Source organism: Maridesulfovibrio bastinii DSM 16055 (assembly GCF_000429985.1).
Classification (GTDB): domain Bacteria; phylum Desulfobacterota; class Desulfovibrionia; order Desulfovibrionales; family Desulfovibrionaceae; genus Maridesulfovibrio; species Maridesulfovibrio bastinii.
In genome coordinates this window covers 27,510-47,633 of sequence record NZ_AUCX01000007.1, presented here as the reverse complement: position 1 = coordinate 47,633, position 20,124 = coordinate 27,510, and the positions used below count along the sequence as shown (strand labels likewise).

General features: G+C 44.0%; 17 protein-coding genes. 4 read left to right on the top strand and 13 right to left on the bottom strand.

Annotation, left to right across the window (positions count from 1 at the left end; genetic code table 11):
- Nucleotides 1-11: 11 nt before the first annotated feature.
- The 5 genes from rsxE to G496_RS0102360 are packed head-to-tail and all read right to left on the bottom strand — an operon-like array spanning nucleotide 12 to nucleotide 3,942.
- Nucleotides 12-698: an electron transport complex subunit RsxE gene (gene rsxE, locus G496_RS0102380; protein WP_027177859.1), complete on the bottom strand. Its 687-nt coding sequence runs from the start codon at nucleotides 696-698 to the stop codon at nucleotides 12-14.
- Between the two features lie 9 nt (nucleotides 699-707).
- The gene (gene rnfG / locus G496_RS0102375) at nucleotides 708-1,277 is read right to left on the bottom strand and encodes an RnfABCDGE type electron transport complex subunit G (RefSeq protein ID WP_027177858.1); all 570 of its coding nucleotides are present in this window, start codon (nucleotides 1,275-1,277) and stop codon (nucleotides 708-710) included.
- Between the two features lie 3 nt (nucleotides 1,278-1,280).
- Entirely contained in the window at nucleotides 1,281-2,252 is a 972-nt protein-coding gene (locus G496_RS0102370; protein WP_027177857.1) for an RnfABCDGE type electron transport complex subunit D, read from the bottom strand.
- A 56-nt stretch (nucleotides 2,253-2,308) separates the two neighbouring features.
- Nucleotides 2,309-3,466, bottom strand: coding sequence for a 4Fe-4S dicluster domain-containing protein (locus G496_RS0102365; protein ID WP_245577846.1), 1,158 nt, complete (start codon nucleotides 3,464-3,466; stop codon nucleotides 2,309-2,311).
- Nucleotides 3,466-3,942, bottom strand: coding sequence for a cytochrome c3 family protein (locus G496_RS0102360; protein ID WP_027177855.1), 477 nt, complete (start codon nucleotides 3,940-3,942; stop codon nucleotides 3,466-3,468). Before G496_RS0102360 ends, G496_RS0102365 begins: the two co-directional genes overlap by 1 nt.
- A gap of 1,283 nt (nucleotides 3,943-5,225) precedes the next feature.
- Between G496_RS0102360 and G496_RS0102350 the strand changes: the two genes are divergently transcribed.
- The 4 genes from G496_RS0102350 to G496_RS0102335 all read left to right on the top strand — a co-directional run bounded on the left by G496_RS0102350 (nucleotide 5,226) and on the right by G496_RS0102335 (nucleotide 8,860).
- Entirely contained in the window at nucleotides 5,226-5,627 is a 402-nt protein-coding gene (locus G496_RS0102350; protein WP_027177854.1) for a cytochrome c3 family protein, read from the top strand.
- 14 nt (nucleotides 5,628-5,641) lie between these two features.
- Nucleotides 5,642-6,607 carry a hydrogenase small subunit gene (locus tag G496_RS0102345; RefSeq protein WP_027177853.1) on the top strand — a complete coding sequence of 322 codons (966 nt, stop codon included), beginning with the start codon at nucleotides 5,642-5,644 and terminating at the stop codon, nucleotides 6,605-6,607.
- A 29-nt stretch (nucleotides 6,608-6,636) separates the two neighbouring features.
- Entirely contained in the window at nucleotides 6,637-8,304 is a 1,668-nt protein-coding gene (locus G496_RS0102340; protein ID WP_027177852.1) for a nickel-dependent hydrogenase large subunit, read from the top strand.
- Between the two features lie 247 nt (nucleotides 8,305-8,551).
- On the top strand, nucleotides 8,552-8,860 hold the full coding sequence (locus tag G496_RS0102335) for a hypothetical protein (protein ID WP_027177851.1): 309 nt from the start codon (nucleotides 8,552-8,554) through the stop codon (nucleotides 8,858-8,860).
- 165 nt (nucleotides 8,861-9,025) lie between these two features.
- Here the strand turns inward: G496_RS0102335 and G496_RS0102330 are convergent, their stop codons facing one another.
- The 8 genes from G496_RS0102330 to G496_RS0102290 form a co-directional block, all read right to left on the bottom strand.
- Entirely contained in the window at nucleotides 9,026-11,032 is a 2,007-nt protein-coding gene (locus G496_RS0102330) for a molybdopterin-containing oxidoreductase family protein (protein WP_027177850.1), read from the bottom strand.
- A 254-nt stretch (nucleotides 11,033-11,286) separates the two neighbouring features.
- A complete protein-coding gene (locus tag G496_RS0102325) occupies nucleotides 11,287-12,231 on the bottom strand; it encodes an alpha/beta hydrolase (RefSeq protein ID WP_051294780.1) in 945 nt (314 codons plus the stop codon).
- 228 nt (nucleotides 12,232-12,459) lie between these two features.
- Nucleotides 12,460-14,322 carry an ATP-binding protein gene (locus tag G496_RS20345; protein ID WP_027177848.1) on the bottom strand — a complete coding sequence of 621 codons (1,863 nt, stop codon included), beginning with the start codon at nucleotides 14,320-14,322 and terminating at the stop codon, nucleotides 12,460-12,462.
- A 316-nt stretch (nucleotides 14,323-14,638) separates the two neighbouring features.
- Complete coding sequence (locus tag G496_RS0102310) at nucleotides 14,639-16,474, bottom strand: radical SAM protein (RefSeq protein WP_034632133.1); 1,836 nt, start codon at nucleotides 16,472-16,474, stop codon at nucleotides 14,639-14,641.
- Nucleotides 16,475-16,476: 2 nt separating this feature from the next.
- Nucleotides 16,477-17,106, bottom strand: a complete 630-nt coding sequence (locus G496_RS0102305; protein WP_027177846.1) for a class I SAM-dependent methyltransferase — start codon at nucleotides 17,104-17,106, stop codon at nucleotides 16,477-16,479.
- 54 nt (nucleotides 17,107-17,160) lie between these two features.
- The gene (locus G496_RS18590; protein ID WP_051294779.1) at nucleotides 17,161-17,994 is read right to left on the bottom strand and encodes an ABC transporter ATP-binding protein; all 834 of its coding nucleotides are present in this window, start codon (nucleotides 17,992-17,994) and stop codon (nucleotides 17,161-17,163) included.
- Complete coding sequence (locus G496_RS0102295) at nucleotides 17,994-19,061, bottom strand: FecCD family ABC transporter permease (protein WP_084407466.1); 1,068 nt, start codon at nucleotides 19,059-19,061, stop codon at nucleotides 17,994-17,996. Before G496_RS0102295 ends, G496_RS18590 begins: the two co-directional genes overlap by 1 nt.
- Nucleotides 19,058-20,104: an ABC transporter substrate-binding protein gene (locus tag G496_RS0102290; protein ID WP_051294778.1), complete on the bottom strand. Its 1,047-nt coding sequence runs from the start codon at nucleotides 20,102-20,104 to the stop codon at nucleotides 19,058-19,060. Before G496_RS0102290 ends, G496_RS0102295 begins: the two co-directional genes overlap by 4 nt.
- Nucleotides 20,105-20,124: the final 20 nt, after the last annotated feature.

Genomic DNA, 20,124 nt, shown 5'->3' with positions numbered 1-20,124 from the left:
ATTTACTCCTTCTAGCGTTCGTTAATTGAGTTGCAGGAACCGCAGGCACCGCAGCTTGCACAGGTTGAATTCTGGCAATCGGGAGGTGTTTCACCTTTCTTGCGGCTCTGATAACGATTGAAGGCATTCATGCCGGCCAGTATCAGTCCCAAAGCAACGAATGCGCCGGGAGCCTTGACCATGAATCCGGCTGGATGAAAACTTTCCCACATGATTGCATGCCCGAAAATGGTTCCGCTTCCGAGTATTTCGCGGATAGCACCGAGAAAAGTAAGCGACAGGGTAAAACCGATTCCCATACCCAGAGCATCGGCAATGGAAAGCATAATCGGATTCTTGGATGCGAAAGCTTCAGCACGACCAAGAATGAGACAGTTAACAACAATAAGCGGAACAAAAATTCCGAGCTTCTGATAAAGCGGATAGGTATAAGCCTGCATGAGCAGCTCAACGGCAACAACCAGTGAAGCAGCAATAACAATGAAGCAGGCGATACGAACCTTGGTAGGTATTATTTTTCTTAAAGCGGAAATGATCAGGTTTGACAGAGTCAGAACAAACACGACCGCGACTCCCATTCCAAGACCATTTTCCGCATTTGAAGTAACAGCCAGTGTTGGACACAGACCAAGAACAACCCTGAACGGCGGAAGCTCTTCCCATAGTCCTTTGACAAATTCTTTAACTATAGCGCTCACGAAAGCCTCCTATGAAGTCTGCCAGATTTTGAGGATTTCAGGCTTGATTCCGTTGAAAGTCTCAATGGCTTTACGAACGGCATCAACAGTACCGGTGGATGAATAGGTGGCACCGGAAATACCGTCGACATCACCACCTTTGGATTTGAGCTGCATGCTTTTGAGATCATGCCCTACAAATCTTGAGGTAAATGACGGTTTGGTAACTCTTGTTCCTATTCCCGGAGTCTCGGTCTGAGTTGTAATTCCGATTCCCAGCAATGCATCTTTCTGCATATTGAATCCGACCATTACGCCGATGTTTCCGGAATAACCCGGAGCAAATGATTCAATTGCCACGCCGATGAGTTTGCCGTCTTTCATAGCCGGAAAAACATTGACACCTTTAATTTTAACTCTTTCCTTGATGGGATCGTTGTCACGATCCTTAAGAACAGAAAGAAGGGCCGGACCCTGAACATAAGTCAGTACCTGCTGCTCGATCTGGCTTTTAGTTGCTTTTTTCAGGTTCACCAGAAGTGTTCCTGAAGCGGCACAGATAAGTGACAGGACTACGATCATATGAATAATTTCACGCATGTCTTATCTGCCTCCGAAAGGTTTGGGGCGCACCCTGTCCAAAAGCGGGGTGAGCAGGTTCGCAATCATGATGGCAAAGGGCACTCCGTCGGGATAAATTCCGTAGACACGGATAATCACGACCATAATACCGGCTATCAATCCGAACAGAATCTGCGGTATTTTTCCCACAGGGCTGGAGGCTACATCAGGGGCAAGGAAGAACGCGGCAAAAACCGTGCTTCCGGTAAGGATATGAAAAAGCGGATCAGCATATACAGAAGGATCAATTCCCCAGAACAGGGTTGCTGTTCCGGCTACTCCGATAAGGAATGAAAGCGGAATAAAAATGCGAATCCAGCCGGTGGCTATAAGGAATATTCCACCGACAAGAAGTGCTGCGACCTGTGAGGAACCGATGCCGCCAAGCTGAAAGCCGTAGAAAAGATTCTTGTAGTCAAACTGATACAGGCTATCCACGCCGAAATGCTTGAGCTGATCAAGTGGATAGTTCATGGCGAACTGTGCGGTATTGAAATCAATATCCATAGCCTGCGGCCAGGAGAGTCTGCAGAAAGCCCACGCAACCAGAGGAGCACAGACGGGATTACATCCGAAGCCTCCGAATACGGTACGGCCAAGAGCTATGGTTACCACGGCTCCTATTGCTGCAAGCCACCACGGTGCGCCTGCCGGGAGCAGAAAGGCAAAAAGGACGCCTTCATAAAGAGCACTGTAGTTGTCTACATTGATGTCACGGTTCTGAAGCTTAAGACATACGGCCTCAGTAACAACCGCTACGGCTCCGGCTATGCCTGCAAGTGAGGCAGCCCGGATACCGAACATATAAATTGCCATTGCCATTGCCGGGACAAGAGCCAGCAGATGACACATCATCATCTTCTCCACTGTGCGCTTACTGCGCCAGTGCGGAGCCGGTGATACGGTCAGTCTTACGGCTACGTCCGACATTGCTTTAATTACGGGAGGAGTCATATAGTATTAACCCTTTAAATCTCGAAACTTTTACGATTGCCGAAAAAAACGGCCGCCTAACCCTGTTCCTGCTCCCCGGCTCCCTGATTCATGAGCTGGGTTTTAGCAAAACGAATGTACTGCAAAAGAGGTCTTCTGGCGGTACAGTTGAATGAACAGAGACCGCATTCCAGACAGCTGTGAAGTCCGTGCCTGACCGCATGGTCGAACATTTCGAACTCAGCATAACGGCTGATCAGGTTTGCCTGAATTCTAGCGGGACAGTTAAGCACACACTCACCGCAGTTGATGCAGGTTGCATCCTCAATGGCGGGGAAAGAACCAGCCTTGACTACAAAAAGTCCGTGGTCAGCTTTTTTAACGCCCTCTGAAAGGCTGTAGACAGCCTCACCGCGGAAAGGTCCGCCAAGCACAACCTTGTCGCCGCTGCTGACTTCAAGGCCGAGGTATTCAACCAGATGTCTGATCGGGGTTCCCAGAGGGATATGATAGTTGGTGTCGCCGACTGTTATTGTAGTATCGGTGATAGGAAGACCGCTTAAAACAATCTTTCCGATCCTGTAGAGATCAACAACACTCATTATTCTGGTTTCCTCGGGAAACTCTTTTCCAGTCACTTTTTTAGCAACCAGAGCATCGAGGGAATTCGGATACTTGGGCTTGATCTGCTTTATCTCAGCGCCGTCCAGTCTATATGGAGAACCGGCAGACACAGCCAGAACGGTCTGTTCGGGAGCTATAAATCTGCGGGCCATTTCAAGTCCGGCTTCGATAGTTTTCAGCTCGACTCTAAGAAGCTGCTCGGTAACAGATATTCCCGGTTCGGGATTAAGTCCGTTTATAATGAGCAGTCTGGAAGCAGATGAAAGCGGTGCAACATCAACACCCAGCCCCTGCAGAGTACGTAAAAGCTCTTTACCGGTTTCAAGAGAACTCAAATCAACCGGCTCAACACAGTTATCAGTACCGTCACTTTTGATAGTGATATGGTGGTAGTTAACCTTGGTAACTTTACCTGAAACAGGAGCGTGGTATGCACCGCCGAATCTGGAGGGATGTTCGGCAATAAGCTCGCCTTTGGCTATTTTCTTTCCTTTGCCGGTCTTCAGAACGAGGTTGCTGACTCTGATATTTATTTCATCAGGTGCCGGAATATCTACGATATCCTTTTTCAGATCTGATTCGAGTGAGTAATGAATTTTAAGCATCGGCATTACCTCGCATGACATTCGTAACAGGAGTCTTCACCGTAAGGTCCGCCCATGTCTTCATGGCAGGACATACACTGTTTATGGAAAGCCTCGGATCTGGTCGGGATGGATTCAATATCCGGTCTGTCTTCTTCGGACAGAGGACCAGTGGGCTTTTCATCATGACAGCGGAGACATGCTTCATCACTTTTGAAATTTTTCATGTGTTCTGCTTTGAATTTTTTATCAAAAGCAGCGGGATGACAGTTGCCACAGGCAATAGGAGTATCCTGTCCGATATCATCGTGGTGACAATCGGAACACTCCAGACCATAGTCATCAACATGTGTGAGATGATTGAAAATAACTCTACCACCGCTGTTATCAAGGACTACACGGGTTGGTGCGTCCTGTACTGCCGGCGGTATTAAAAAACCGACAGCCGCCACAAGGGCTAAAACAACTGAGATTGTAATTATCGGGATATATCTGTTTTTCAACTGACCAATCCTTTAAGAGAAATAATTTTGTGATTTCCGGCAATTGCCCTTAAAAACCACCCATCAGACAAACCAACAAAACCGCAATAAAAACAGATTTTCCGGAATGCGTCTTCTGTGTCCGAAAAAACTGCACTGTCCATTACAGTCTTTCCCCATGAATAAATGGGAAAAGTCGAAACAGTGCTCCCACTGCTGTTTTGTCAGTCAAGAAAACAAAACAGCAGACTATAGGGAGCTGAGCCTCGAAATTATAGCAATAAGCCGAAGAGATAACCTACCGGCATTATTCTCGAATCAAAGATCAATCAGATCTGAAACAGGCTTAATCACTTGAATAATTATTCAACAGATAAAGATAAAATATCTGAAACAACCAGAATCAGGCCTATTAAATATTGACCTGAGTTAAAAAGAACCTGTTTCCCGGTTAATTAATTTTATCTTTTGTAACTGATTAAGCGTTCAGTTTCTTCGGCAAAAGCAAATAGCATGCCGCAATGAACAGAGGAGAGCTTTGATTTTTTTGATAAAATACGCATGAGGCTAAAAACACAGGCTTTGATAGAAAATTTATTTTTTCACTTTTGTGAACAAAAGAACTTATTAGATGCTTCTACAGATCTCTAAGATTGTGACAATCGGAACAAAGTCTGAAAAAAAGGACTGGAGCACTTGTTTTATAAAATAAATATTCTTTTAATACATGGTCTTAAAAATTATATAGTTTATCACCATTTAGTCCGTTTTTTCAGACTCGATATTAAAGCGATATGATCCAGTCAGACTAAGTCCGTTTTTTAAGACATCAAATTGTAACATCAAAATTTCAAGCTAAGGATATTTCACTACAATTGTTGGATTATTTCATATTCCATTTTATCAGCTCAAGCTATGAGCAGCACTGAATTCTAAGATTTCAAATATACGGCGATGGGAATATCTCAATAAAACAGAGCCTGAGAACCGCAATTTCACGTAACACTTTTAACAGAAACGTATTCTCTAAAGATTAATAGTATTTTCTAATGTAACAAAAAGAGAAATAAGAGCTAATGAACTATTTTTAAATTTAACAGCAAGTAAAAATGAAAATTTCAGCATTCCATACACAGCTAAAAGCGTTTATTTAGGGACTCAGAGACTGCACAAAAAATAACTGCCTAAAATTTCTCTTCTATATAATGAAAACGCTACATTAAATTCATGTTATTCTTATTTACCTTTAAGTTATTTCATGTATTATTAGATTCAATCTAATTTATGCAGAAAATGGAGGAGCCATGCTGAAAAGGATTCTGCCTTTCATCTCTGCCGTAGCTATTGCTTTTCTGGCGATAACTGCGGTTCAGGCATACGAGGTGCCCGACAAAATCACTATCGTACGGCCAGCTGGAAACAAAAAATTAAACACATGGGTAAAAGAAGTTAAATTTCCTCATGGATTCCATGCAATCAATGTTGCCTGTAAGAAATGCCATCACAAGGAATCAGGAAAAACTCTGGGAGAATTCGTTCCCTGCCGTGAATGTCATGTGAGTGACGATCCTAATGACAAAAGCGGTTTTTACAGAGCCTGGCACTCCGATGGCCCCCCGAGCTGTCTTGGATGCCATACCCAGATGCGGACCAAAGGCGGTAAAAATCCTGTAGGCTGTACCACAGCCTGTCACAAGCCCGGCTAGCCAAGGAGGATCTTATGCCGAACGGAAACAGATTCGACTCACTAAAAATGATGGCCGGCAGAAAAAAGCTGGACCGTCGTGATTTCATGAAATTCTGCACAGTAATGGGCACTTTTATAGGACTCGGCCCTGCCGCAGCTCCTCAGGTAGCCGAGGCTCTGCTGAATAAAAAAAGACCTTCTGTAGTATATCTGCACGGTGCTGAATGCACAGGATGTACGGAAGCTCTGCTTAGAGCCTATGAGCCATATTTTGATGAAATAATAATGAGTACAATTTCGCTTGATTACTGTGAAACCGTAATGGCGGCAGCAGGACATGCTTCACATGCCGCACTTGAGAAAGCCCTAAGAAATCCGGATGGATATATCTGTGTTATCGAGGGAGGTATTCCAACATATCATGGCGGGGAATACTGCAAAGTAGGTGGAGAGACATTTTTCCAGCTCTGTGCACGGGTCGCATCAAAGGCCATAGCAACTATTGCTATGGGTTCCTGTGCCAGCTTTGGCGGGGTTCAGGCCGCAAGCCCCAACCCTTCCGGATCAAAAGGAGTAAATGCAGCTCTGGAGTCAGTTGGAGTTGAAGCTATAAATATTGCCGGATGCCCGCCAAACCCGATGAATTTTGTTGGAACAGTAGTCCACCTTCTTACAAAAGGTATGCCCAAGCTTGACTCATGGAACCGTCCGAAAATGTTTTTTGGAGACACAGTTCACGCTCACTGCCCGCGGCAGGAGCATTTCAACAAGGGTGAATTCGCACTCAGTTTTGACAGCCCGGAAGCTAAAAAAGGATGGTGCCTCTACAAGCTGGGATGCAAGGGACCATATACTTACAACAACTGCCCCACAGAAATGTTTAATCAGGTTAACTGGCCCGTTAAGGCCGGAGCTCCATGTATCGGATGCAGCGAACCCAATTTCTGGGATGACTATTCTCCGTTCTTCCACCCGATTGAAGACAATCCCAAGAGCTAACCTGCCAGATCAGGAAGGAGAAAAAAGTTATGAGTCAAAAATCAGCAGTTGTTGCCGGTAAGAATCTAATTATTGATCCGGTGACCAGAATAGAAGGACATCTCAAAATTGAGGTTGAAATAGATAATGGACGAGTGAAAGACGCATGGGTGGGAGCCCAGCTTTTCAGGGGAATAGAAAAAATACTTAAGGGAAGGCCGCCTGAAGATGCTCCGCTTTTTACTCAAAGAACCTGCGGAGTCTGTACCAACACTCACGCACTTACTTCCATAAGAGCAATTGAGGATGCACTGGATATCAAAGCACCGCCGATGGCTGAAGTAATACGGAACCTTATCCTTTCAGCTCTGGTTGTTCATGATCATCTGGTACACTTTTATCACCTCCACGGGCTTGACTGGATAGATATGGCTTCCGCCATATCAGCAAACCCTGCAAAGGCTGGAAAACTGGTTGCCCAGACCAGCAACAGATCCGAAGATCCATCCGAGCTTTACCTGATCCAGAAAAGATTGAAAGATTTTGTTAAGACAGGACAGTTGGGATTTCTTGAAAATGCATATTTTCTTGGAGGAAACCCGGCTTATCACCTGACCCCGGAAGAAAACCTGATCCTTTCAGCCCATTATTTTGAAGGATTAAGGGTTCAACTTGAGCTTGCCAGAGCCATGGCTCTTTTCGCAGGCAAAAACCCCCATGCCCAGTCCATGGTTGTGGGCGGGGTAACCTGCTATGACAGTTTAAGACCGGAAATAATCGAGCACTTCCGGCACATCTGGAAAATTACAATGGAGTTTGTTGAAAACGCCATGATGCCGGACATAACAATGCTCACCATGAAATATCCTGAGGCTTTGAAATATGGAAGCACATCCAATTTCATGGCTTTCTCCGATTTCTATGACCCGGAAACTGGAAAAGACCCGTATTTCAAATCCGGAATAATCTGGGGAAACAATCTGCATAAACATGATAAAATGGACCTTGATAACATTGCGGAGCATGTAGCCAGAAGCTGGTATGAGGGAGACAAGGCCCGCAAGCCTTATGAAGGCGAAACCGACCCGCAATACACCAGCTATGAAGATAAGGATAAATATTCGTGGGCAAAGGCCCCCAGATACAAAGATGAGCCAATGGAAACAGGCCCTCTGGCCCGTAGAGCCATAGCCTACGCAAAAAAGGAAAGCGAAACGACCAAACTTCTGGATGATTTTTTCAAAAAAACAGGAATGAAATCAGAACAGCTCTTTTCCACCATGGGCCGGACAGTCTGTCGCGTGGTAGAAACAACTATGCTGACCAGACGCATGGAGGGCTGGATTAATACCTGTGCTGACCGCATTAAGGCCGGAGATGATAAAATATACCAGAAATGGACAATGCCTGACCGGGAAATAAAAGGTGTCGGCACCTGCTGCGTAACCAGAGGCGCGCTCTCACACTGGATAAAAATCAAGGACGGTAAAATTGATAACTTCCAGCTTGTTGTGCCTTCAACATGGAACCTTGGACCAAGATGCGCCAATGGAAAGCTCAGTCCTGCCGAACAGTCACTTATGGGCTGTCCGTGTCCTGATCCTGATCGTCCGGTTGAAATTCTGAGAACCATTCACTCCTTTGATCCCTGTATAGCCTGCGCCGTACACCTTATTGACGGCAGAGGCGGTGAACCGAAGAAATTCAAGGTCCTGTAATCAAAGCAATAGATTAAATAAAAAAGGTCCGGCAAAACCCGAGCCGTTCAGTAAAGGTGTGGACTTTTGGTTCGCAAATCACAAAATATCCCCCGGCCCGTATGGGTTGGGGGATACTCTTTTGCCAGCAAGATATTTTGCCAACCCTAGAGTGTTGATTTTATCAGATTAATAAATTGAGTTGAATATTGGATTTCAAATAGTATACTATGCGGGCGTTGATACAAAATACAAATGGAGAAGAACAATGAAAGGATTTGACGAGTTAAGTAAGAAATTCAAACGGCTGGAAAACAATGCCAAGCAGATGGAAGGCTCACAAGAAGTTAATTTTGCCGAGCTTTTTCCCCAAGATTTCATGAGGCAATACACTTCGTTTTCTGATGTCCAAGAAATGTTTGATCCGATTGATATTGATACAGAAAAAGAATCTCTTGAGGACAACCAAATGTTGCAGGAGTTAGTTCGAGAACGTACTCAGTTCAACGATTGGCAGGAAATGCTCGAAAAGGCCGTAGCTGAATATGCCAAAAGGCAATTGTTTGCTGGCATATAACAGGACTCCCACCTACCTTTATTGGCTTACACCGAGGCAGGTCGCAAAAGGAAACCCCCGACTTTCGGGGGTTTCCTTTTTAAGTTCTCCAGTTCAGCATGGTCCACACCTATGCTGAACGCCTTGGGCAAAACCGGACCTTTTTTATTTAATCAGTCAAAATTATCAGGCTTTTCTTATTTCCACAGTATTATCATTCATTGTAGTTGCTTCTCCGATATCTGAAAGCCGTTCATGATGGAGTGTGTTTACAAGGTTTCCGTTTGCAGACTGCATAGTTTTAAAAACACCGACAGCCGCAACCGCTCCTCTGGCAATAAGAGGTGTAAGCGCAGCAGTAAAAACAACCTTTCCCTGTTCATTACAGGCTACAATCGAATCACCGTCTGAAATCCCTCGGGCTTCAGCATCCGCGGGGTGCATCTGCAAGGTCATTTCACCTCTGCGCTCCATCAACTCATCACGTTCAAGAAAGATTGAATTCAAAGTTTCAGAGCTTGGAACGGAAATTAGTTTTAAGGGATAGTCACCACCATAGCACTCACGATAAACAGGAAGTTTATCTTCCAGAGAGTTATTAATTATCTGAAGCTTTCCTGACGGAGTCTGCCAGTCTGTATGATCGGAGTAAGCAATAGAAACAGTTCCACCCTCTGCAAAAACTTTTTTATCGGATTCAGAGATTTCCTGAAGGCCTGACATAGGATTTGCCAGCAGCTCATCAAGCAAATCGTCTTCACTGCGTTTGAAGTGATCGTCATCAAATCCCATGCCTTCTGCCAGCATACAGAAAATATCCCAGTTACTTTTGCATTCACCGGGAGCCGGAACTACTTTTCTGGAAACACCGAACGAACAATAGCCGTAAGCGGTATGGCAGTCCGACTGTTCCACTGAGAAAGTTGCGGGAAGAATTATATCTGCGTAACGCGCAGTATCGGTCATAAACCTTTCATGCACCACGGTAAAAAGATCCGCCCGGCTCATTCCCTTGACAATACCCTGCTGGTCCGCAACCGATGCCACGGGATTACAGGCATAAACATGAAGGCATTTTATGGGACTTTCGCCAGCTTCACCGTTAAGAGCTGAGGAAATTTTATTTATATTAACAAAACGCGCGCTGTTGCTGCGCAGATCAGGGCGTGTGATTCTATTTTTATCTACATATGACTTGCTGTTTGGATTGCTTCCGCAATAACCGCCGCCTTTTTTATTCCAGGCACCGGTAAAGGCCGAAAGTATGGTAATCAGTCTCACGGTCATACCACCGTTTCCATAACGGGAGTTACCGCTTCCAAGAATTATGGCCGGAGCTTTGACAGCACCGAATTCACGAGCCAGTTTAACAATTACTTCAGCTGGAACACCGGTAATTTTTTCTGCCCACTCCGGGGTATAGTTCTCAAGAGTTTCACGAAACTCAGAATACCCTTCGGCTTGAGTCTTTAAAAATTCTGAATCAGCCAGACCTTCCTTCTCAAGAACATGCATCATTGCAAGGGCAAGCGCTCCATCTGTTCCGGGAGTAATCAGAATAACCTGATCACAGTAGGAAGCCATTTCATTGGCGTAAGCCTCGATTAAAACAATTTTTTTGCCATTTTTTCTGGCCTTTACAATATGAGGCATACTCTGCAATCTGGTGGCTTTCATATTGCTGCCCCAGATTATGTAATAATCACTACCTGAAAGTTCACGCGGATCAAGACATCCAGTGCTACCGGCAACGGCTTTATATCCTGCATCCTTGGCAGAGCTACAGAGAGTTTTTACAAGGGTACAGGCTCCCATTCTATTAAAAAGAGCCTCTCCGCAATTACGCTGGATAAGTCCCATTACTCCCGAATAATAAACAGGCAGAATTGCTTGCGGACCATAATCCGCTATGGCTGTTTTCCAGTTCTCCGTAATTTCAGTAACAGCTTCTGCCCATGATATCGGTTTAAACTCGCCACTTCCCTTTGCGCCGGTTCGTTTCAAAGGTGTCAGGATACGTTCAGAGGAATTTACAGATTTTTCATAATGCTGCATTTTACGGCAGATAAGACCGCCGGTAACAGGGTCATCAGTATCACCTCTGACTTTAATAATTTTAGTTCCGTCGGTTGTAACTTGAAGTGAGCAGGAAGTTGGGCAATCATAAGGGCATATAGTCTTTTTAATCTGCATAATGGTATCCTGATTTCAAAATCTTTAAATCTTAATTCTGAACATTCTGAGCAAGGTAAAGAATTGAGCATGCCTTAAAGCAGGCATAAATTATATTTTTATGCCGTGTTTTTAAAGCAAGATAAAGTCATCTGAATGAACATTATGGAACATATTGAAATCAAATCTAAATATGCATTTTTGACCGACGCTAAAAACAGCATGGCACGAAGACTGCCCTTCTCCGTGCCACGCTACTCAATCAGAGAGACCCCTCAAAGCTCTATTTCACGTTGGCCCGGTGGAAACCTTTTTCCTTTGATCATTTCCGTCATATGCTCAAATGCCGGACTGCGCATTTCTTCATTATCCATAAAATAAGTATGACCCTTAAAATCAAGCTTACCGTTAAAAGAGTCACAATTTACAGCAAAAACTTTATTTTCCGGGAGTGCTGACCAGTCTTCAGGTCCGGTATGGCCCATCCTGCGGCTGAAAACCATATTTTTTACATTTGATATCTTGCTGGCTGGCATAGCCATATCATCATTGGCATAATAGCAGATAACCCTTTGAGAAGCCTGACATATATATTCTCCTTCTTCCCCCTTGCCGAGGCATTCATTAGGAATATCAGCCGCCATAAGAAAGCAGTTTTTAAAAAGATACGGAACACCGCCCCGGCCGAATAAAGAAGCAAAGTGGTTCATGGCTTTCAGCAGCACCCGTCCTCCCATTGAATGGGCCATGATATGTATTCTTTTCATGCACGGCAGCTGATAGTTTTCCGTCTGCCACTTCATCAGTTTTCCAATGGCTCTGGCAAAAAATCTGCCACTGAATTCAGCGGATTCCTGATCATCCCAGTAATCTTTTATTATCCCGTAATCATTATCACACGGCCAGACGATAGGAACAACAGTAACATGACCGAGACCGGCAGACTCCAATTGCGCCTGCATCTTTTTCGCATTGGGGAAAATATCGTCCCAGGGCTGATTATTAAATCCGTGAGGATACAACAAAAACTCTTTACTCTGATCAGAATCCCTTAAAGCCTTAAACAACTCCTCACTTCCCAGAACATCAACCGTTTTATTGGGTCCGGTTTTACAAAAGCTCAAATTCTGGCAGGCAGCGTTGGTCTCAACAAATGTCTCCGCACGACCTGTTCCGGTCAAAACCCTATTTGTAATAAAAGGTATTCCAGTTAAATCCATAGCTCCACAACTCCTGTTAAAGGTTAACCCTTTAACGGCATAGCACAGATATAATGATTTTGAATATAAAAAAGAGGATTAGATATAAAAATATTAGTTATTAATTACAGATAAATAAGACATAAGACTTCACAATGCATAAAAAAAATTATCACATATCAATATGTAATAATTTATAGTTCTACTCTCAATTTACTAAAATAAATATTTTCTGAAAAAAGACTGAAATTAATTTTCAGCTTTACCAAAAGGCAGCCTGACGTAAAAAGACGACCCTACTCCCGGTGAACTGTCGACAGAAATATTCCCACCCATCATTGAGACAAGCTCCTTGACCACGGCAAGACCTAGTCCTGCTCCCTGATAAGCTCTTTCGAAACCTTCATCCGCCTGTGTAAAAATATCAAAAAGACTGTCGAGCAGGACATTATCAATGCCTATGCCGGTATCTGAAACAGTGAAAAGTATATTATGTAAATTACTGTTCGTTTGTGGCAGAAGGTCAGCCCTCAAAACAACTTCTCCGCTTTTGGTAAATTTTACTGCGTTACTCAAAAGGTTATGCAAAACCTGAGATAATCTTACGCAGTCGCCGACAATAAGATCAGGAACCTCGCTATCCATTTCAATCAGGCAGGCAAGCTCATCATCACTGCATGGGAGTCCGAAAAGCTGACGCAGTGAATCAAAGACCTCCGTCAGGCTGAAAACACTTTCATCAGGCTTTGCAGAACTGGATTCAACATTTGCCATTTCAAGAAGATCACTCACTAAAACTGTCAGCCTTTTTGCTGACTCAGCAGCGAGATCAACATAATTTTTTTGTTCAGCATCAAGAGAGGTAGAATAGAGGAGATTGTGCATCCCGATTATTCCATTGAGAGGTGTCCGCAATTCATGGCTCATATTTGAAAGAAAATCGGATTTCACTCTGTCAGCCATTTCTGCACGAATCTTCTGCTTTGTAAGTTCAAGATTATTTGCAAGTAACTTTTTGCGGGCTATACCGAGACTCATAACCATCTCATTGTATGACTTAGCCAGTTCCAGCATTTCCCCGGAAAATGAATCCGCTTTCAATAATGCGCCGGAGTCGCCCTTACCAAGATGAGTAAAAGCTTTTTGAAAACGTCCGCGCGCAGTTGAGATCAATTCTTCTACGGAAATTGCGGTAATACAAACCCAATCCATAAAAGGAATTCTTTCCCATTGCACCTGAAATGAATTTTCCGTTGAAGCCAGATTTTCGTTACCGGAAAGATCCTCAAAAAAGTGGCTCGGATCAATATCTGCAAAACACTCATGGACATCTTGCAGCTCGACTATAGCAACCTGCCCTTTGGCCATTTCCTTTATTGAAAATCCACTGCTGCTGGCTATGAGCGCACCGTGGCGGTCTATAATAAAAGTCAGCTGGCTTTTACGGTCGGCAACAAGAACTTCATGCCTGATAAGTTTTTCAACCTGCAGGTCGATACTCCAAAGTCCTTTAAACTCATCATCAATATATAATGGTATGGACGCGGCTATGATAAGCCCCTGTCCGGCATAATCAATATGCGGGGAGGACCAGCGCACTTCTCTTTCAGGGTTGTTTTCAGGACATACAGAGATATAGGTGTGGTATGAAGACCAGTCAAAATCAGGTGTAATTGCTGTAATCTGATCTATATATGGAAACTGCAAAGCAACATTTGTAAGATCCTGAGAGTACATCCAGACTGAGCTGGGGAGCCTTTCATGCATGGTTTGCAGTATTTCACCCAGATTACGCAGTCCAAACAGATGGGCAGCAGCAACAGAATCATTTTTTTTATCAGGAGACCATGAATAACTGACTTCGTTACCGCTCAGCAGGTTCTTTCTAAAAGCCTCAAGCTTGGGAACACTCAGATAAAATCCATCGGAATTAACTTCAAAGCCATCCTTCTCAAGCCAGAGCTCAACCTCAGCGGCCGCAGGCTCCGAAGAAAACAAGCCGACCGTAAGGGCTTCCAGAAAATAAAGATAATCCTCAACCCTTTCCAGCTCACAGGAAACGATTTGCGCAACGCTCTTTAACTGCGTTTGAATCCTTTCATATTCAGGCATCCATCCCTCCCTGATATTGCCGGAAAATAGACCAGTTTTAATATTACTCCGTATTTTAAAACTAAACAAGCAAGACTGAAAAAAATGCAAAAGCTGCTGCAACCTTCTGGAATTTAATAATTACGAAATAAACTGAGAGTGAGCACTGCATATAAAAAAAGGAGTCCGGAAGTAAGCCTTCCGAACTCCTTAATCTCGTCATGTATAAAGAGGGGTAGAATACATGACGATTTTCCAGAACAAACCGTGTCATTAGCAAATCAATGAATCCGAAACTAAATTTATAGAAACAACAGAGAACAGTTATACATCAGGATCAGATCGGTGCAGTAGTAATCTTTCCGGGTTTAGGACTCCACTTCCAGGACATATTCGGTTTGCCGAAAGATCTGTTTACATCTTTCATATCAAACGAAGCTCCGTAAAAGAGTTTATAAAATTCCTGAGCCTCTTCATTTATATTAAAATAAATTTCTCCCTTATACATTTCATTGGCAATATTCATCATCCCCAGAATCCATTTGGGACTTCCGAAATCACTGCTGGGGACAGGTGATGTATAAATTCTGGAGTTTTTGACAGCATCAACTTTCAACCCTTTTTCAACACATTCGTGATAAAAATCTTCAGGCGAATTGGAAATAAATGAAGAAATGAAGATAATTTCAGGGTTAAGCTTTTCAAGGACATCAAGCTCAATACTCATACCCGGACGCCCCCGGACTTCTATCTCCTTGTTTACACTGGTCCCGCCGCACAGTTCGACCAGATGATTTTCAAATCTTTCACCTTTAATACAAAAAGCCGGTTTGCCCATTGCGTAATAAACTCTCGGGCTGCCATGACATTTACTACAGGCTGATTTGATTTCTTCAGCTTTCGCTTCAAGGTATCCGGCCAGCTGTTCCGCTTTTTCTCTCCACCCGATCAGATCACCGAACGATTTTATCATTTCAAGATATTTATCAACACGCTGAATATTATGATGCAGGTCATGCAGGCGGTTATTGCAGAGCAGATCCTCCCATACTCTGACTACCTCGGCTTTGCTTTCAACTCCTATTGCAATCAGCACGGACTCTACAATCTCAAGGGCTCTTGTAAACGGATACCCGCCCTGAAAATCTTTTTCTCTGAAATCAGAAACATGACCCATACCGCATATACCTATAGGGCTGTGACAATTGGGACACGAAAGAGGTTCAACCTGAGCAAGAGAGGCTTTCTTTAACCGTGCTCCCATTGGTCCGTAAAAATCGCGATGCAGAACAATTTTACCGCAGTCAGGGCAGAGGGTATTCAGATAATGTGTCCCGGGAGAATTAAAAACGTATACATAATCAAGTATCTTACGCATTTTACCGCAGAGTGATTCCGTCTCCCTTATAAGTGGTTCCAACCGGGGGTCAGCTCCCTCCAGAGGGATAAAACGCATAATCTGCACAGGAATATCCGTAGAAATATCTTTTATGGTTCTGCAAAGTTCCAGAAGTTCTTCCGTATTCTTAGTGGTATGAATACATGCTATTTCAATATGGACACCACCTTTATGAAGCATCCTGATATTTCTTAAAACTGGAGCGGCGCCTTTATATCCTCCACAGGCGTGGTAGCTTTCATCTGAGAGTCCTTTTATTCCAAGATTTATAAAATCAAGAACCGGAAGAATTCTTTGAAGCGACTGAAGCGAAAAATACCCATTGGAAGAACAGCCGACATAAAGTCCGGCTTCCTTGGCGGCATGGGCCACAGCCATAAAGGTATCAAAAGCAGCAAGAGGATCATTCATAACGAATGTGATTCCTCTGCATCCGTTCTGACGGGCTTTTTCGATTATTTCATCCGGTGAGAACTCATGAATAGCCCTGCTTTGCGGATTCATTTCACGGACAATAACTGCTGAAATACATCCGGGGCAGTTAAAATTACAACCAACGGTACTTACTTGAAGGAACCTTGCTCCCGGATGAAAATGCAGCATAGGCATGGTTTCAATTCTTATGGGACATGCCAGAAGATATCTGTTCGGATAACGCTCAGAAATTACCCCGCCCTGATTTATATAACGACCGCAGATACCGGATTCTCCTTCGGAAATCAGGCAGGAATTTTCACAAACGCTGCACGAAACCACAGATACATTGCCAGACATCTTTATTTCTCCAGTGAATTACGAATTTCGACCCATGATCCGTAACTATCATCAATAATATCATAAGGAATTACTTCAGCCTTTCGCAGATTTTCGGAAAGGAAATCACTCTGCTTCCACCTGAACCGTCTTTTCTTTTTCTCCGGACTCAGCTTGGGACGCATGGCTTCAACTTCCTCCATGGTCTGAAAATGACTGAATCCGCATCCAATTAAAGCGACTCCTCCGGGCGCAAGCAGTCTTTTGATTTCCTTGAATGCTGCGACATAATCACTCCAGAACGGGACTGAGCCTCTGCTTATAATGATGTCAAAACTTGAATCATCAAGTGGAATATTTTCAACCGGAGCTGTGATAAATTTGATTGAATTTTCGGAAAGACCATTTTGCAGGCAATTTTCCTTTGCCATTTCAACAGCATCAGCTTCAGCATCTATGGCTGTAATGGATAATGTGGTCAGCTTGGCCAGTTCAATGGCCAAAGCTCCGCTTCCGGTGCCGATATCGAGGCATCTTCCATCTTTCAAATCATACTTTTCAACCAACTCTCTCGCCAGTAATGGATACATGGGGGCAAAGCGGTGATCTTTTGTGTACCTGTAAAAATCTCTATCTTTTTCTGGAATAGCCATAATTTCCCATCCTTTTCTGTTGCTTAAAAAACTTATTCAATCCGGTTATCAGAATTATTGCTGTGTATTACCGGCTTTGGCTGCACTGCCGGACAAAGGGCAGAGTCTGGAATATATTTCTCCGGGGATACATATTCTGAAATTTTCAGAATACGGAAGAACACGAACTTCAACCCCGTAGATTTTATAAAGACTTTCCTGCGTAATTACACCGTCCGGTGAGCCGTCCTCTATGACAATACCATCTTTAAGCATAACCACATGGTCCGAAACCCAGAACGCATGTTCCGGGAAATGTGTGGACTTTATGAACGTATAACCTTCCTGACAAAGTCCGTGAAGTTGTTCCAGAAGTTTTAGTTGGTTCCCATAATCAAGGCCATTAAGCGGCTCATCCAGAATAAATATTCCGGCGCCTTGAGCCAAAGCCCTTGCAATGAGCGTCAACTGCCTTTCTCCACCGCTTATGCGCGTATAGGACTTATCCTTAAGATGAAGGATACCTATTTTCTCCATCGCCTCCATTGCAGCCAGCTCATCCTTTCTGGAAAAAACACCGAAAAAACTGTTATGCGGCATCCTGCCCATCATAACAACGTCCATAACCGGATATGCGAACGAGGCATTATGAACCTGAGGCACATAGGCTACCCGGCGGGCCAGATGCTTACTTCCCATCGTACTGATATCAGCACCTTCTAGAAATATTTTTCCTGAATCGGGATGCATTATGCCTAAAATTGTTTTCAGCAGAGTTGTTTTGCCGCACCCGTTTGGACCGAGCAGGGAAACAAGCTCGCCCTTTTCGATGTTGAATGAAACACCATCCAGCACCGGGGGACAGCCCGGATAGGCAAAATGAATATTCCGGATGCTAAGCAAAGACATTATTTCCATCCCTGTCTGGCATTTTTCATAATTATTGAAAAAAACGGTATCCCAACAAGAGAGGTTATGATCCCGAGTGGAATTTCTACATCTAAGAGCAGTCTTGAAATATCATCAGCGACAAGCAGGTACATACCGCCGACAAGGGCAACAGTTGGTAAAAGAATGGAATTATCAGGGCCGACAATCATTCTGCCCACATGGGGAATCACAAGCCCGACCCAACCGATAAGACCGCCAATGGCTACAGTGAGGGCACTGACCACTGTTGTAAGAAAAATAAGTCCGGCCCTGACAGCTTTTACATTCACACCTAAAGCTCTTGCTTCTTCATCTCCCATGCTGAGCACATTAAGGAGCCTTGACATACCAAGGATACCTATAATTCCAGCCACAATAGGAACGGCCGTAAAAAGAACCGTTTTACCGTTCACCATCGAAAGCCCGCCCATAAGCCAGTAGACAATGGCCGGCAGTTCATCGGTAGGATCGGCGGTATACTTCACAACGGAAAGAAGGGATGTGAATAAAGAGCCGCTGATTATACCACCGAGTATAAGCACCATGAGCTTGTCACCTTTGTACATGCCTGCCAGAAACATGGCGATGAGAACGGCAACCAGACCTCCGGTAAAACTGAACAGTTGAACTTCAAACCATGAATCACCGATAAGCAGTCCCAGTGCGGCCCCGAATGATGCTCCGGGGAGAACGCCTAATATCCCCGGAGCAACGAGAGGGTTCACAAACATGGCTTGAAAAGAAGCACCCGAAACCGAAAGTGCCGCCCCGATCAGGACCGCGGCAGCAAGCCTCGGAGCACGAATATCAAGCAGCACCGTCTGCGCTGTAAGCAGGCTTTCGCCAAGTTTTCCGTTTCCCGGAAAAAACAAATGTTTAGTTATGGTCCAAACTTCTTCCATCGAAACCGGGTATTTTCCCAGTGTCATGGAAACCATTATGCAAAGCACAAGCAGTCCACCCAGAAAAAGGAGAAAAAAAGATCGGCTTTTAAGGCTGCACAGGAACCTTCTTTCCTGCTTTTCCCGGTGACTGCGATTTATCATTTCATACCGCTCATCAATTTTTCAGCTTCAGCTGCGCTAATGTCTTTTTGCAGAAACAGATGGAAGAAATTCTGACACTCTTTGGTCATATCCAGTTTGAAAAGATCAGGATAAAGTTTGCTGCTGACCCACTTCAAGCCCAGAATACGCATAAAGGAAGGTGGACGGTCGAACCAGTTGAACGGCTTTCTTGGAATCAGAAATACTCTGTGATTTTTAACTGCCGGGATATTTTTCCACGCTGAAAGTGAGTATATTTTTTTAAAGAACTGGGGGCGTTCCACCAGAATAACATCAGGATGATAGGATATGACGGTTTCTAGAGTTACTTTCTCCTTACCGAAACGGGTCATGATATCCCCTTTGAAAACATTATCACCACCGGCAAGCGGGATAAGCTTGGCGTGAATAGATGTGCTGCTGTCTGTTCTCAAACCGTCATTGCCTTCGGCGTAATAAACTTTAACAACATTATCAGCCGGAATGCTGTCCACAACAGTCTTTGTTTCTTCAAGAGTTTTTCTGGTGTATTCAGCGAGTTTCTCAGCCCGGTCCATACGATCGAAGACCATACCAAGGGTTTCAAATCCCTCAGCATATTCATCAATATCATCAATGCTGATATTAAATACCGGAATATTGAATTTAGCCAGCATAGCTTCAAACTTAGCACTCATCGGATTGGATTTTCTTCCTATGACCAGATCCGGCTTCAAAGAAACAAGCTTCTCATAATTAGGAATCTTACCCTGTCCGAAATAACCGCCGACAATAGGAAGTTTCAATGTTGCGGCATCAACGTATTTATCACAACCTTTAAAAGGAAAATTGAGTCCTATCAGCAGCTTGGGATCGATGGCGTAAACCATCATGGTTTCCGGTGGAGAAACAGCATAAACGCGGCTTACGGAATCAGGAATATCAACCGTGCGCCCGGTCATATCTATAACTGTTCCAGCTGAACCTATTGCAGCCTGAGAAAGTATCATCAGAACAGTAAGCGCAACATAAAAAGCATTTGTAATTCTTTTTTTATCAAGCATTTTTTTCTCTCTAATACCAC